Here is a 14,048-nt window from a genome sequence, read left to right on the forward strand (position 1 = left end):
AAATTTAACTAAATATTCGTGAAATCCAGCTCCGTTTAGGCTTTTCTGCTGGCTGAACCACCTGCTGCGGTTGAGCGGCAATTTCGCCTAATCCGGCATTAAAGGCCGTACCGATAGCCTCCAGCGCCTGATGGGCATCTTCCCCGCTGGCCATAAAGTGCAGCCGATGTCCCTGTTTTGCGCCGAGAGAAACCACCCGCATCAGATTTTTGGCGTCAACAATAGCGGAACGGGTGTCGAGATTTTCCACCCGAATTTGCGATCGCCACTGCTTCACCGCTTTCACCAGTACAGCGCTTGGCCGCGCGTGCAGTCCGTGGGGATTGCGCAGGGTAAAAGTCGCCTCTTCATCGAACGCCGGGGGCGGTTCAATCTCTTCCCCTTCGGCCGGGAAGATATTGCCGGCCAGAATCTCCAGCACCGCCTGCGGACTCTCAGCGCGCGATAGCGCTGCAGGTACGCGTTCGTCGCTCAGGGCGTGGGTAAGCTGGCGAAGAATATCAAGGTGTTCGTTGTCCTGCGCGGCGATCCCCACAATCAGATAAGCCGCTTGTTCTTCTCCCCAATCCACCCCCTGCGGGCAAGCCAGTACTTTGACACCGGTTTTCAGTACCGCATCGCGGCTCTGCGGCGTGCCGTGAGGAATGGCAATACCGTTGCCAAGATACGTGCTGATTTGTCCTTCGCGTTCGCGCATGCCGTTCAGATAAGCGGGCGTGGTATGCCCGGCTTCGGTTAATCTGCCAACGACGCGTTGCAGCGCTTCATCTTTCGTTTTGATCGCGCGATCGAAATGGATATCTGCGCAAGTCAGTTGCATAAATAGCTCCTTATTTAATGGCACCGGCAAGCGTCGCTGCTTCCTGGGTCCGTTTTTGCCATAGCCTCCAGCATCCCAGCATGACCGCGCCGCAGGCGGAACCGGCGAGAATACACAGCACCCACATTAGCGGTTTACTTACCAGCGGCAGGATCAGGAAGCCGCCGTGCGGAGCAGGAACCTGGATTTGCAGGCTATAGCTGAGAATCGCAGAGATGGAAGAGGCGATCATCATCATGGGGATGACGCGTAAAGGATCTTTCGCGGCGAATGGAATAGCGCCTTCAGTAATATGGGTGCAGCCGAGGATATAGTTGACCATCCCGGCGGCGCGCTCTTCTTCACTGAAGCCTTTCGGGAAGAAGGTTGTCGCCAGCGCGATAACCAGCGGCGGCGTAATACAGGCGGCGGAAACCCCGGCCATAAAGAAGTAGTTCCCCTGGCCAAGCAGCAGCGTACCGGTGACGTAGGCGGCTTTATTCACCGGACCGCCGAAGTCGAAGGAGCACATCGCGCCTACCACAATGCCCAGCAGAATCGGGTTTGCTTCCTGTAATGAACTCAGCCAGTTCATCATCGCGTTGTTGATGGCGGCGACAGGTTGACCCAGCAGCACCATCATCACGCCTATTACCAGCACGCCAACGAGCGGCATAATGAAGATCGATTTCAGCCCTTCATACTGACGCGGCAGGCCGTTGAGCATATTGCGGATCAGCAACATAAAATAACCGGCGGCGAAACCAGCGATAATCCCGCCGAGAAAGCCTGCGCCGGTCGCGTTGGCCAGTAAGCCGCCGACGAAGCCCGCAACCATACCGGGGCGGCCGGAAATAGACCAGGCGATATAAGCGGTAAAAATCGGCACCATGATTGAGAAGGCCTGCTGGCCTACTTTCATCAGCGTCGCGGCAATAACGTTATACTGCGGCGAGTTCGGATCGGCTGAGTAGATACCCCACAGGAAGGAGATGGCAATTAAAATCCCCCCGGCAACCACAAACGGCAGCATGTTGGACACGCCGCTCATCAGGTGCTTATAAACCTGGCGTCCGAAAGACTCTTGCGCGTATTTCTCCGGTGACTCCGGCGAGGAAGAAATACCCTGACGGCGCGACGCCTGGCCGCCGATCACTTTATTAATTAAATCGACCGGATGATGAATGGCTTCTTTAACCGGAACCTCAATGACCGGCAGACCATTAAATCGCTCGGCGTTAACGTCTTTATCGGCGGCAATAATTACACCATAAATATCTTCTAAATCCGCGGGGGTAATGGCGTTTTCAACGCCGGAAGCCCCGTTGGTTTCCACTTTAATGTCGACATTTAATTTCTTCGCTGCGGTTTTTAAGGCTTCTTCAGCCATAAAAGTATGCGCAATACCCGTAGGGCAGCCGGTAACTGCAATAATTTTTTTCATAATCGGACCTTTATAATTGAACGACCTGAATTTGCTGTAATAATTCTTCTGTGCGTTGTAAATTTCCTAATCCGGCGGAACCGGCGACGTCGGCGCCGGTCGCGCTGGCTAGTGCCAGGGCGTGAGCGACATCGTCTTCGTTAAGCCATTTACTGAGAAAGGCGCCCAGCGCGGCGTCGCCGGCGCAGGCGGAGCTGACCAGGTCAATTTTCGGTGCGGAGCAAAACCACACGCTTGCGCCATCGGAAAAGTAGAGGCCCTCCGCACCCATCGTCAGCAGCACGTTGCGAGCGCCCAACTGATGCAGGGTACGCATAGCTTCGCGTACCTGCTGATGGTCGCTGACGTCGAGACCAAATATTTCCCGCAGCTCGTCATCGTTGGGTTTGATCAACAATGGCCGTAATTCCAGCAGCTGGCGCAGAACCGGATGGCTGATATCGAGGATAATCTCGCAGCCTTTCTGCTGACATAATTCAATGATCTCGCTATAGAACCGGCTTTCAATTCCCGGCGGCAGGCTGCCGCTGATCGCTAAATAATCCCCGGAGGTGACGCATTGCAGATGATGAATAACCTGCTGTTTACACTCGTCATCAATTTTTGCACCGGGGTTAACGAGCTTATATTCCTCTGCGCCGTCATTTATAAAAATATTAATTCGGGTTGGCTCAGATACCCATGTCGGCGTCACTTTAATTTTTTTCTGACGTAACTCTTCCACGATATAACGGCCAGTGAAACCACCGAAAATACCCATAATGTGAGTGGGTTGCTGATAGTGATTTAATATCAGCGAAACGTTCACTCCTTTGCCATTCGGGCAATATTCGGTGTGCCGGGTTCGGTTCACTGCCGACGGCTTCAGCGGATCGCAAAAGATATTCATATCGATTGCCGTATTGAGTGTCAGGGTATGGATCACGACATTGCTCCTTCGATCCGAAAATTACAGTTGTCCTTCACAGCCACAAACGTGAATGACTTTGCGTACGATATCCTTCATCGCCGCTTTGGCCGGTTTCATGTAATGACGCGGATCGTTAGCGTCCGGATTTTCCTCGAAGTACTGCTTCAGGGCATCGGAGAACGCGATTTTCAGCTCGGTAGCGACGTTGACTTTGCACACGCCCAGAGAGATTGCCCGGCGGATATCGCTATCGGCCAGCCCGGATGCGCCATGAAGAACCAGAGGGACGTCAACGCGATCGCGAATGGCGGCGAGGCGCTCAAAATCGAGTTTGGGTTCTGCGGCGTACATGCCGTGCGCCGTACCGATAGCCACCGCCAGCGAGTCGATGCCGGTGCGGGTGACAAATTCGCGCGCCTGTTCCGGGTTGGTATACAGCGCATCTTTTGCATCGACCACCAAATCATCCTCCACGCCGCCCAGACGGCCGAGTTCGGCTTCAACGCTGGCATCATAGCGATGGCTCAGTTCAACCACGCTCTTGACTAACGCGACGTTTTCTTCAAAAGGCGAGTGTGAACCATCGATCATGACCGAGCGGATACCGGCCTGCACTTTATGCGTGATATCGGTCAGATCTTCATGGTGATCGAGGTGGACCGCTAAGGGAAGATCCCAGTATTTAGCCAGATCGCGAGCGATCGCCACCACGTTCCCGGTTCCTGCATAGCTATAAGTTCCCGGGGTGCCGGCAAGGATCAGCGGAGAACGCAGTTCGGCGGCGGTTTCTACCACCACCTGCATCGTTTCCAGGTTGTGGATATTAAAGGCGGGAACGGCATAGCCGTGGCGCTGAGCTTTCAACAGCATGTTTTTACTCGAAATAATGTACATTCGTTCTCCTTTGCTTTCATGTTGTAAGTGCTTTTGTGTTTTGAATCTTCATTTTGAAAGTAATGTAGCGATCGTCTCGACGTATTGTTGTGATCAATCGCACACAACAGTGATGTAATTTTAAAAATGAAAGTTATATAGTCTTGTTTGTTTTCTTTTTTAAAAGTACCTTAAATGACGATGTTTTATGTAACTTACTGAATTAAATGTTTTTAAATCGATGTGAAACAGGTATGGAAGGCCTTGCGTTTGACAATGCAGCGGGGAAATTTAAAAATGAAAGTTATTCTGGGAGAAAATAAGAAGGCACAACACTGTGGCAAAACCGTCTACAAGTCTGCTGAAAAGGCGCCTGGACATCGCGGAGATCGTGCGCAAGAACGGAGAGATCAAAGTCGACGACCTGGCTGAAATGCTGGCTGTTTCAGGGGTAACGATCCGTAACGACCTGAACTACCTTGAACAGCAGGGCTACCTGAAGCGCTCGTTTGGCGGCGCAATCTATACTTCCCAGGCGGGCGCTCCGGTCGCCCTGGCTCAGGAAGCCCCGGTTGCCACGGACAAAGCGCTGGAGACCGAAATGGCGCGCCAGATCGCCGCACAGATCGAAGATAGCGAAACGCTGTTCCTGGGGCAGGGATCAATCTTACGCAAAGTGATCCCTTTCCTTGCCGGTTATGACGAGCTCTGCCTGCTATTAAACGACCTGGCGCATGTGCCACTGGCGCAGGAGTTCCTGAACGGAGAAACCGTGCTGCTCGGCGGTGTGTTGGGGAGTAGCGGCAAAATAGTCGAAGGCGATCTGGCGCTGAGCGCGCTGGGTCATTATCGTCCCTCGCGAGCGCTGATCGCTGTCGACCACATTGCTGAAGATGGCACCTTAAGCGTCAGACAGGAAGCCAGCGCCCGCCTGCTGAGCGAAGCGGTGGCGCAAAGTGAGAGGGCGATTGCGGTCGTCGCGCATCGTCCGGTCTATGGCGACAAGCGCTACCCGATTGGCGATTTGCAGCAAATTAGCGGCATCGTGACGCCGCAGATTGTCGCCGCGGAGTATCATGCCCGCCTTCTCGCCGCTGGCCTGACTAACAGCTATACCAATAACGAGTGCCTGACATGGCTCAACCCTGCTTTGCAAAAGGCAAAGTAAAGGAGCGATGATGAATGTGACCATTTGCACCATCGGCGAACTACTGGTGGAGTTTCTGGCAAAAGAAGAGAACCAGGGCTTTTCGCGCCCGGGAGAGTTTTGGGGACCATATCCCAGCGGCGCGCCGGCAATTTTCGCCGATCAGGTTGCAAAGCTGGGGTTAGGGTCGGTGCTTTTTAGCTGCGTCGGCAACGATGCGTTTGGTGAAATGAATATCGCGCGGCTGGAAAGCGACGGCGTGAATATTAATGGCATCGCCATACTGCAAAAGGCGACCACCGGCAGCGCTTTTGTGAGCTACCGCAGCCAGGCGCAGCGCGATTTTATTTTTAACATGCCAAACAGCGCCTGCGGTCTGCTAACCGCTGACCATATTGATGACACTCTGCTTAGCCAGTGCAACCATTTTCACATTATGGGCTCTTCGCTGTTTTCGTTTCGCATGATCGACGCGATGCGTAAAGCGATTGAAAATATCAAAGCGCGCAACGGCACGGTTTCGTTCGATCCGAATATCCGTAAAGAGATGCTGAATATCCCCGAAATGTCGCAGGCTTTTGAGTATATCCTTGATTACACCGATATCTTTTTGCCCAGCGATGGCGAACTGGATTACTTTGGCCTCAACCCGGGGCGCGATGAACAGGTGCTGGTGGATAAGCTTTTAAAGCGCGGCGTTAAGCACGTGGTGATTAAACGCGGCCCGCGCGGAGCGAGCTATTTCAGCGCCCGGGAAACGCATCATGTTGCCGGTTTTCATGTCCCGGTCGTGGACCCAACGGGAGCTGGCGACTGCTTCGGTGCGACCTTTGTCAGCCTGTTCCTGTCCGGCGCATCGCCGCATGAGGCACTGAGATGGGCCAACGCCAGCGGTTCTCTGGCGATTTCCCGCCGTGGCCCGATGGAGGGAACGTCCACGAAGGCGCAGATAGAGGACTTTCTTAACGCGCATCAATAGCAGAGGTATCCCGCCCGAAGCATCACGAGCGGGATAACGTGCTTTAATCCATCACGTCACCGGCGCCGGGTTAAACACCGCCAGCTGATTGTGCAATCCCCACTGATCCGAGAAGGTCTTCTTGCGGCCGCTGGCGACGTCAAGAATAAATTCAAACAGCTTCAGCCCAACCTCTTCGATGGTTTCTTCTCCGGTGGCGATGGTTCCCGCGTTGATATCCATTAAGTCATACCAGCGGTTTGCCAGCTCGGTACGCGTCGCCATTTTTATGACCGGCACGGCGACCAGGCCGTACGGCGTACCGCGACCGGTAGTAAAGACCTGCACCGTGATCCCGGAAGCCACCTGCTGAGTACCGCAGACAAAGTCGCTCGCCGGCGTCGCGGCGTAAATCAGCCCGCGTTTGGTCGGGCGCTGCCCCGGAGAGAGCACTTCGGCAATCGCGCTCTTCCCGGATTTAGCGATAGAGCCCAGCGCTTTCTCGACGACGTTCGCCAGGCCGCCTTTCTTGTTGCCCGGGGAGGGGTTGGCGCTGCGGTCGGTTTTGCCCATATCGAGATAGTTATCGTACCAGGCCATCTCCTCCAGCAGGCGTTTTCCGACTTCTTCGTTGATGGCGCGCGGCGTCAGCAAGTGGATCGCATCGCGCACTTCGGTGACTTCCGAGAACATAACGGTCGCCCCGCAGCGCACCAGCAGATCGGATGCGTAGCCCACCGCCGGGTTGGCGGTGACGCCAGAAAACGCATCGCTGCCGCCGCACTGCATACCGACAACCAGCTCGGAGGCCGGGCAGGTTTCGCGCTGGCGCTGGTTCAGCTTCTCCAGGTGGCGCTCGGCGACCTGCAGAATGTCATCCACCATGGATTTAAAACCGACGTGCTTCTCATCCTGCAGGCTGACGATGCTGGCGCTATCCACGGGGATGCTTTTCACATCGTCGGTGCCTTCCAGCAGGCGCTCCGGCTGCAGTTTTTCGCAGCCAAGGCCAATCACCATCACTTCGCCGCCGAAGTTTGGATTGAGCGCCAGGTTATGAATGGTGCGGATCGGGACGACCGCCGCTGGGGCGTTAATCGCCACGCCGCAGCCATACAGGTGGTTCAGACCCACAACGCCATCGACGTTGGGATACTTCGGCAGCAGATCGCGTTCGATAATTTTCACCACATAATCGACGACGCCCGCCACGCAGTGCACGCTGGTGCTAATGCCGAGCAGGTTTTTAGTGCCCACGCTACCGTCGGCGTTGCGATAGCCTTCGAAGGTATAGCCTTCCAGCGGCGGCAGCGGCGCCGGGACTTTGGTCGCCAGCGGTAGGGTATGCAGCGGCGGCGCTTTCGGTAGTTCGACCAGCGATTCGTCAATCCAGCTGCCCTGCGGAATATCGCGTACCGCATAGCCAATCACTTCGCCATAGCGGATGATTTCACCGTGGACGGGAATATCGACCAGCGCGACTTTATGGCCTTGCGGGATATGTTCAACGAGCGTGAGCCCGTCAGGGAAACGCGTTCCGGCCTTTAAACCGCGATCGTTAACAATAATCGCCACGTTATCCGTTTCGTCTACTTTTATATAAAACGCCGTTGGCGATTCTTGTCTAATTTCAATATCAGCCATTGTCCAGTATTCTCCAGCAAGGTGCGAATAATAAAATAAAACGTTTATACCCATCATATTTCAAGCTGCATGTGCGTTGGCTTTCCTCGCTCACCCCAGTCACTTACTTTAGTAAGCTCCTGGGGATTCCCTGCGTTGCCGCCTTCATGCAACTCGAAATATTTAGGGTATATTCAATTTCTGATGTGCAAATTTATGAAATAGAGAATGTCAGGTGTTTGAATCTGAAAATGTGATCTAAATCACCCATTGCTGCGCGGGCGAATACGTTAAAGAGGGAAATCGCTGGAACTGTGGAACAGCGCCCACTGATTATTGCATTTGCACAACAATAACGATAATTAAACGCCATTTACAGGTTATATGCACAGTGTTTAACGCTCGCAAGCTGATTATACTGAGTCATGCTTGCAATGCGCCGGATAAGTAAATCGATACCTCCTGATATTGATTTCTGAATAATGAAGAATCACGCCAAAATAAATAATGGAAGGTGTGTTGTACCTGAGGAATATTAGATGAGTCTGGATGCAACGATAGAACAGAAAAGGGAAGTGCCAACTCGATATTTAATTCTGTTGATCATTTTCATTGTTACCGCCGTTAACTATGCCGACCGGGCGACGCTCTCGATCGCCGGTACAGAGGTGGCGAAAGAGCTGCAGCTGAGCGCGGTCTCGATGGGCTATATTTTCTCCGCTTTCGGCTGGGCCTACCTGCTGATGCAGATCCCCGGCGGCTGGCTGCTCGATAAATTTGGCTCGAAGAAAGTCTACTCTTACAGCCTGTTCTTCTGGTCGCTGTTTACCTTCCTGCAAGGCTTTGTGGATATGTTTCCACTGGCGTGGGCGGGTATCTCAATGTTTTTTATGCGCTTTATGCTGGGTTTCTCTGAAGCGCCATCTTTCCCGGCAAACGCCCGTATCGTCGCGGCGTGGTTTCCGACGAAAGAGCGCGGGACCGCATCGGCGATCTTTAACTCCGCGCAGTATTTCTCCCTGGCGCTGTTCTCGCCGCTGCTGGGCTGGCTGACCTTCGCCTGGGGTTGGGAGCATGTCTTCACCGTCATGGGCGTGATTGGCTTTGTGCTGACCGGCCTGTGGGTAAAACTGATCCATAACCCCACCGACCATCCGCGCATGACGCAGGAGGAGCTTAAGTTTATCTCCGAGAACGGCGCCGTCGTTGATATGGACCATAAAAAGCCCGGCAGCGCGGCGACCAGCGGACCTAAACTGCACTATATCAAGCAGCTGTTGACCAACCGCATGATGCTGGGCGTGTTCTTCGGCCAATATTTTATCAATACCATCACCTGGTTCTTCCTCACCTGGTTCCCGATTTATCTGGTGCAGGAAAAGGGCATGTCGATTCTGAAAGTGGGTCTGGTCGCATCGATTCCGGCGCTGTGCGGTTTTGCCGGCGGCGTGCTGGGTGGGGTGTTCTCCGACTATCTGATTAAACGCGGTTTTTCCATCACCGTGGCGCGTAAGCTGCCGATCGTCCTCGGAATGCTGCTGGCTTCCACCATCATTCTGTGTAACTACACCGATAACACCGCGCTGGTGGTGACCCTGATGGCGCTGGCTTTCTTCGGTAAAGGGTTCGGCGCGCTGGGCTGGCCGGTGATTTCCGATACCGCGCCGAAAGAGATTGTCGGCCTGTGCGGCGGCGTCTTTAACGTATTTGGTAACGTCGCTTCCATCGTAACCCCGCTGGTTATCGGTTACCTGGTGAGCGAGCTGCACTCATTCAACGCAGCGCTGGTCTTCGTCGGATGCTCAGCCCTGATGGCGATGGTTTGCTATCTGTTTGTGGTCGGCGACATCAAACGCATGGAACTGCAGAAATAATTAACGGTTAAGTGACAAGGTATAAACGATGAACAACGATATCTTCCCGAACAAATTTAAGGCGGCCCTGGCGGCGCATCAGGTTCAGATCGGCTGCTGGTCCGCGCTGGCGAGCCCGATTAGCACCGAAGTTTTAGGTCTGGCAGGTTTCGACTGGCTGGTACTGGACGGCGAACATGCGCCGAACGACATCTCAACCTTTATCCCGCAGCTGATGGCGCTGAAAGGCAGCGCCAGCGCGCCGGTCGTTCGCGTACCGACCAACGAGCCGGTGATTATTAAGCGTCTGCTGGATATCGGTTTTTATAACTTCCTGATTCCGTTTGTCGAAACGGAAGAGCAGGCGGTTAACGCCGTCGCCTCAACCCGCTATCCGCCAGAAGGCATTCGCGGTGTATCCGTCTCGCACCGCGCCAATATGTTTGGCACCGTGCCGGATTACTTCGCGCAGTCGAACAACAACATCACCATTCTCGTGCAAATTGAGAGCCAGCAGGGCGTGGATAACGTTGATGCGATAGCCGCCACGCCGGGCGTTGACGGTATTTTTGTCGGCCCAAGCGATCTGGCCGCTGCGCTGGGCCATCTGGGCAATGCTTCCCATCCGGAAGTGCAGAAAGCTATTCAGCACATTTTTGCCAGCGCGAAAAAGCACGGTAAGCCGAGCGGCATTCTGGCGCCGGTTGAAGCCGACGCGCGCCGCTATCTGGAATGGGGCGCGACCTTTGTTGCCGTCGGCAGCGACCTGGGCGTTTTCCGTTCTGCCACGCAGAAGCTGGCTGACTCCTTTAAGAAATAACCACCACCGAAACTAGAGAGATAAAGACATGACAATGAAAGTTGGTTTTATTGGCCTCGGTATCATGGGTAAACCAATGAGTAAAAACCTCCTCAAGGCAGGTTACTCGTTGGTGGTTGCTGACCGTAACCCGGAAGCGATTGCCGAAGTGATTGCCGCAGGCGCAGAAACCGCCGCGTCAGCGAAAGCGATTGCCGAGCAGTGCGATGTGATCATCACCATGCTGCCGAACTCCCCGCACGTGAAAGAGGTGGCGTTGGGTGAAGGCGGCATTATTGAAGGCGCGAAGCCGGGCACCGTGCTGATCGATATGAGCTCCATCGCGCCGCTGGCGAGCCGCGAAATCAGCGAAGCGCTGAAAGCGAAAGGCGTCGATATGCTGGATGCGCCGGTCAGCGGCGGCGAACCGAAGGCCATCGACGGTACGCTGTCGGTGATGGTGGGCGGTGATAAAGCGATTTTCGACAAATATTACGATCTGCTGAAAGCGATGGCGGGTTCGGTGGTGCATACCGGCGAGATCGGCGCGGGCAACGTGACCAAGCTGGCCAACCAGGTGATCGTGGCGCTGAACATTGCGGCGATGTCCGAAGCGCTGACGTTGGCGACCAAAGCGGGCGTGAACCCGGATCTGGTATATCAGGCCATCCGCGGCGGGCTGGCCGGAAGCACCGTACTGGATGCCAAAGCGCCAATGGTGATGGACCGCAACTTCAAGCCGGGTTTCCGTATCGATCTGCATATCAAAGATCTGGCGAATGCGCTGGACACTTCTCACGGCGTGGGCGCCCAGCTGCCGCTGACCGCCGCGGTGATGGAGATGATGCAGGCGCTGCGCGCCGACGGTCTGGGTACCGCCGACCACAGCGCGCTTGCATGCTACTACGAAAAACTGGCGAAAGTGGAAGTCACTCGCTAACAAGAAGGGCGCGGATGCGCGCCCTGTAATTCTTGCCTCGCGCGGCACTGTCAGGCTACATAACTATGAAAATCGTAATCGCCCCAGACTCTTATAAAGAAAGCCTCTCGGCCACCGAGGTTGCTCAGGCTATAGAAAAAGGTTTTCGGGAAATTTTCCCCGATGCGCTCTACGTGAAGGTTCCTCTCGCCGATGGCGGAGAAGGTACCGTTGAGGCGATGATTGCCGCGACGCAGGGAACCGAAATGAGCGCCTGCGTGACGGGGCCGCTGGGTGTTCCGGTTAATGCCTGCTGGGGGCTTTCCGGAGACGGCAAAACCGCGTTTATCGAAATGGCTGCGGCCAGCGGGCTGGGGCTGGTTCCGCCCGCTCAGCGTAACCCGCTATTGACGACGTCGCGCGGTACCGGCGAGCTGATTTTGCAGGCGCTGGATCATGGGGCGAAAAATATCATCATTGGCATTGGCGGCAGCGCCACCAATGACGGCGGCGCGGGAATGGTTCAGGCGCTGGGCGCGCGTCTCTGCGATGCCAATGGCGCGGAGATTGGCAACGGCGGCGGTAGTCTGTGTAGCCTCAATTCGATAGATCTCTCCGGTCTTGATGCGCGACTGCATGATTGCGCTATTCGGGTCGCCTGCGATGTCACCAATCCGCTGACTGGCGATACTGGCGCATCAAGGATATTTGGTCCGCAGAAAGGGGCTACCGAAGCGATGATCCGCGAGCTGGACAGCAACCTGGCGCACTATGCGGACGTTATTAAGGCCGATCTGCATGTCGATGTGAAGCAGGTTGCTGGCGCGGGCGCGGCGGGCGGTATGGGCGCAGCGCTGATGGCGTTCCTGAACGCTGAATTACGCAGCGGGATTGAAATCGTGACCCAGGCGCTGAATCTGGAAGAGCATATCCTCGATTGTTCGCTGGTGGTGACCGGTGAAGGCCGGCTGGATAGCCAGAGTATTAACGGTAAAGTGCCGGTTGGCGTGGCGAACGTGGCGAAAAAGTATCATAAGCCGGTAATTGGCATTGCCGGTAGTCTGACCCGGGACGTCGGCGTGGTTCACCAGTATGGGATTGATGCGGTGTTTAGCGTGCTGACCAGCGTAACGACGCTCGAAGAGGCGTTTCGCGGCGCGGCGGACAATATTTATCATGCGTCGCGTAATATTGCGGCGACATTGCAGGTTGGGATGGCGACAGAAGGATGACAACCGTCGGTAAACCCTCTATACTTCGCGCCGAAGCTGACCAGACAGTCGCCGCTTCGTCGTCGTCCTCTTCGGGGGAGACGGGCGGAGGGGAGGAAAGTCCGGGCTCCATAGGGCAGGGTGCCAGGTAACGCCTGGGGGGCGCAAGCCCACGACCAGTGCAACAGAGAGCAAACCGCCGATGGCCCACGTAAGTGGGATCAGGTAAGGGTGAAAGGGTGCGGTAAGAGCGCACCGCGCGTCTGGTAACAGTTCGCGGCACGGTAAACTCCACCCGGAGCAAGGCCAAATAGGGGTTCATAAGGTACGGCCCGTACTGAACCCGGGTAGGCTGCTTGAGCCAGTGAGCGATTGCTGGCCTAGATGAATGACTGTCCACGACAGAACCCGGCTTAACGGTCAGCTTCCTCATTCAAAGAAAACCCTCGTCAGAAATGGCGGGGGTTTTTGTTTTCGGCTAAAGGTTGAAACAGAGGGCAGATGAATGACTGTCCACGACGCTATACCCCACAAGAAAGCGGCTTAACGGTCAGCTTCAACTTTTTACAAAACTCCTGCCAGCGATGGCGGGGGTTTTTGCTTCATACGGCAGGTTGAAATACAGGACAGATGAATGACTGTCCACGACGCTGCCCCCAAAAGCAAGCGGCACAATGGGGGAAACAGGTCTGCCATCAACCGCATTATGACTCATACGGTTATGCGTCCTTCTTGCTTAATTAATATATTTAAAATAAATGACTTCAATTGTAGTATTCATGTTTGTTATGTATTTCCTGATTTAACTACATTTATGCGAACTATTTTTTACATTTCGTCATCGGCTTATGAAAAATAATAGCCAGCCACATCGGTGATAATTAATCAGGATAAAACAAAAAATGAAATTAATGACTCGCATTGCAGTGACAACCGTCCTCGCTACGGGCTTCTCAATGGCGGCACAGGCTGCGGATGTTAACGCTGCGCCAGCCCCGGCGCAGGATCCGATTGTCCAACACTTAAAACTGACCCAGGATCAGGTAACGAAAATTAAAAGCCTGCACCAGCAGCTGGAAAAAAACGTTCAGCAGATCTCCCAGAAAGATATTAAAGACGGCGTATTATTTGATGTGATTGATTCCGGAAAATGGAATGAAAAAGCGGTCAAAGATCAGCTGGCGGCGTTTAGTAAAGTCGAACAGCAGGTCCGCTATTATCGCGTGAAGTACTATTTTGATGTGAATCAGGTCCTGACGCCAGAACAGCGTAAGCAGGTCCAAAAAGATTTAGCTCAGGCGCTGAGTGAGTAAATTTATCGGCCCCGGCCGGGGCCGATATTGACGTCAGGCGACGCTTTCTTCTTCCTGGAGCCGTATCTCCGCTTCTGCGACGATCGCCTCCAGTTCGCTCAACATCTCTTCATAACCAAAGCTAACCGTTGTCATGGTTTCTGGCTGCGGCTGCGACGCTGCCAGCGCCGCTTTTTTTGTTTTCTTCTTGCCCACTAAC

Annotated in this window: 13 protein-coding genes and 1 other RNA gene; 8 read left to right on the forward strand and 6 right to left on the reverse strand. The window is 54.5% G+C overall.

The window, feature by feature from the left end:
* Window positions 1–4 precede the first annotated feature (4 nt).
* From ABLU87_RS07175 to ABLU87_RS07190, 4 genes are read right to left on the reverse strand one after another with little or no spacing between them, the layout of a single operon-like run.
* Complete coding sequence (locus ABLU87_RS07175) at window positions 5–820, reverse strand: HPr family phosphocarrier protein (RefSeq protein WP_122116726.1); 816 nt, start codon at window positions 818–820, stop codon at window positions 5–7.
* A 10-nt stretch (window positions 821–830) separates the two neighbouring features.
* The gene (locus ABLU87_RS07180; RefSeq protein WP_014226956.1) at window positions 831–2,243 is read right to left on the reverse strand and encodes a PTS fructose transporter subunit IIBC; all 1,413 of its coding nucleotides are present in this window, start codon (window positions 2,241–2,243) and stop codon (window positions 831–833) included.
* Between the two features lie 10 nt (window positions 2,244–2,253).
* A complete protein-coding gene (pfkB, locus tag ABLU87_RS07185; RefSeq protein WP_122116725.1) occupies window positions 2,254–3,168 on the reverse strand; it encodes a 1-phosphofructokinase in 915 nt (304 codons plus the stop codon).
* A gap of 24 nt (window positions 3,169–3,192) precedes the next feature.
* Window positions 3,193–4,047, reverse strand: coding sequence for a tagatose bisphosphate family class II aldolase (locus ABLU87_RS07190; RefSeq protein WP_014839619.1), 855 nt, complete (start codon window positions 4,045–4,047; stop codon window positions 3,193–3,195).
* A 352-nt stretch (window positions 4,048–4,399) separates the two neighbouring features.
* Between ABLU87_RS07190 and ABLU87_RS07195 the strand changes: the two genes are divergently transcribed.
* Both ABLU87_RS07195 and ABLU87_RS07200 read left to right on the forward strand, forming a co-directional pair.
* Window positions 4,400–5,194 (forward strand): DeoR/GlpR family DNA-binding transcription regulator, encoded by a 795-nt coding sequence (locus tag ABLU87_RS07195; RefSeq protein WP_162097181.1) that lies wholly within the window; start codon window positions 4,400–4,402, stop codon window positions 5,192–5,194.
* Window positions 5,195–5,204: 10 nt separating this feature from the next.
* Window positions 5,205–6,152: a sugar kinase gene (locus tag ABLU87_RS07200; protein ID WP_049082256.1), complete on the forward strand. Its 948-nt coding sequence runs from the start codon at window positions 5,205–5,207 to the stop codon at window positions 6,150–6,152.
* A 51-nt stretch (window positions 6,153–6,203) separates the two neighbouring features.
* Here the strand turns inward: ABLU87_RS07200 and garD are convergent, their stop codons facing one another.
* Complete coding sequence (gene garD / locus ABLU87_RS07205) at window positions 6,204–7,775, reverse strand: galactarate dehydratase (RefSeq protein ID WP_014226951.1); 1,572 nt, start codon at window positions 7,773–7,775, stop codon at window positions 6,204–6,206.
* A gap of 518 nt (window positions 7,776–8,293) precedes the next feature.
* Here garD and garP point away from each other — a divergent pair.
* The 6 genes from garP to ABLU87_RS07235 all read left to right on the forward strand — a co-directional run bounded on the left by garP (window position 8,294) and on the right by ABLU87_RS07235 (window position 13,849).
* Window positions 8,294–9,628, forward strand: coding sequence for a galactarate/glucarate/glycerate transporter GarP (garP, locus tag ABLU87_RS07210; protein ID WP_032751391.1), 1,335 nt, complete (start codon window positions 8,294–8,296; stop codon window positions 9,626–9,628).
* Window positions 9,629–9,656: 28 nt separating this feature from the next.
* Window positions 9,657–10,427, forward strand: coding sequence for a 2-dehydro-3-deoxyglucarate aldolase (gene garL / locus ABLU87_RS07215; protein WP_025108328.1), 771 nt, complete (start codon window positions 9,657–9,659; stop codon window positions 10,425–10,427).
* 28 nt (window positions 10,428–10,455) lie between these two features.
* Window positions 10,456–11,346, forward strand: a complete 891-nt coding sequence (gene garR, locus ABLU87_RS07220) for a 2-hydroxy-3-oxopropionate reductase (RefSeq protein WP_004105999.1) — start codon at window positions 10,456–10,458, stop codon at window positions 11,344–11,346.
* 65 nt (window positions 11,347–11,411) lie between these two features.
* Entirely contained in the window at window positions 11,412–12,557 is a 1,146-nt protein-coding gene (gene garK, locus ABLU87_RS07225) for a glycerate 2-kinase (RefSeq protein WP_025108329.1), read from the forward strand.
* A 32-nt stretch (window positions 12,558–12,589) separates the two neighbouring features.
* Window positions 12,590–12,968, forward strand: an RNA gene (gene rnpB, locus ABLU87_RS07230) — RNase P RNA component class A.
* Window positions 12,969–13,438: 470 nt separating this feature from the next.
* A complete protein-coding gene (locus ABLU87_RS07235) occupies window positions 13,439–13,849 on the forward strand; it encodes a Spy/CpxP family protein refolding chaperone (protein WP_014226947.1) in 411 nt (136 codons plus the stop codon).
* A gap of 33 nt (window positions 13,850–13,882) precedes the next feature.
* Here ABLU87_RS07235 and ABLU87_RS07240 read toward each other — a convergent pair whose 3' ends face one another.
* Window positions 13,883–14,044 (reverse strand): hypothetical protein, encoded by a 162-nt coding sequence (locus ABLU87_RS07240; protein ID WP_004125524.1) that lies wholly within the window; start codon window positions 14,042–14,044, stop codon window positions 13,883–13,885.
* Window positions 14,045–14,048: the final 4 nt, after the last annotated feature.

This window comes from Klebsiella sp. CB_Kp196, from assembly GCF_040061575.1.
GTDB classification, from domain to species: Bacteria; Pseudomonadota; Gammaproteobacteria; order Enterobacterales; family Enterobacteriaceae; genus Klebsiella; species Klebsiella michiganensis.

Excerpts from the sequence above, each read along its gene's own strand:
- ABLU87_RS07200 (WP_049082256.1), top strand. The coding sequence starts at position 5,205 with ATGAATGTGACCATTTGCACCATCGGCGAACTACTGGTGGAGTTTCTG.
- garR (WP_004105999.1), top strand. The coding sequence starts at position 10,456 with ATGACAATGAAAGTTGGTTTTATTGGCCTCGGTATCATGGGTAAACCA.
- garK (WP_025108329.1), top strand. The coding sequence starts at position 11,412 with ATGAAAATCGTAATCGCCCCAGACTCTTATAAAGAAAGCCTCTCGGCC.
- garD (WP_014226951.1), bottom strand. The coding sequence starts at position 7,775 with ATGGCTGATATTGAAATTAGACAAGAATCGCCAACGGCGTTTTATATA.
- ABLU87_RS07180 (WP_014226956.1), bottom strand. The coding sequence starts at position 2,243 with ATGAAAAAAATTATTGCAGTTACCGGCTGCCCTACGGGTATTGCGCAT.
- garP (WP_032751391.1), top strand. The coding sequence starts at position 8,294 with ATGAGTCTGGATGCAACGATAGAACAGAAAAGGGAAGTGCCAACTCGA.
- ABLU87_RS07235 (WP_014226947.1), top strand. The coding sequence starts at position 13,439 with ATGAAATTAATGACTCGCATTGCAGTGACAACCGTCCTCGCTACGGGC.
- ABLU87_RS07190 (WP_014839619.1), bottom strand. The coding sequence starts at position 4,047 with ATGTACATTATTTCGAGTAAAAACATGCTGTTGAAAGCTCAGCGCCAC.
- ABLU87_RS07175 (WP_122116726.1), bottom strand. The coding sequence starts at position 820 with ATGCAACTGACTTGCGCAGATATCCATTTCGATCGCGCGATCAAAACG.
- garL (WP_025108328.1), top strand. The coding sequence starts at position 9,657 with ATGAACAACGATATCTTCCCGAACAAATTTAAGGCGGCCCTGGCGGCG.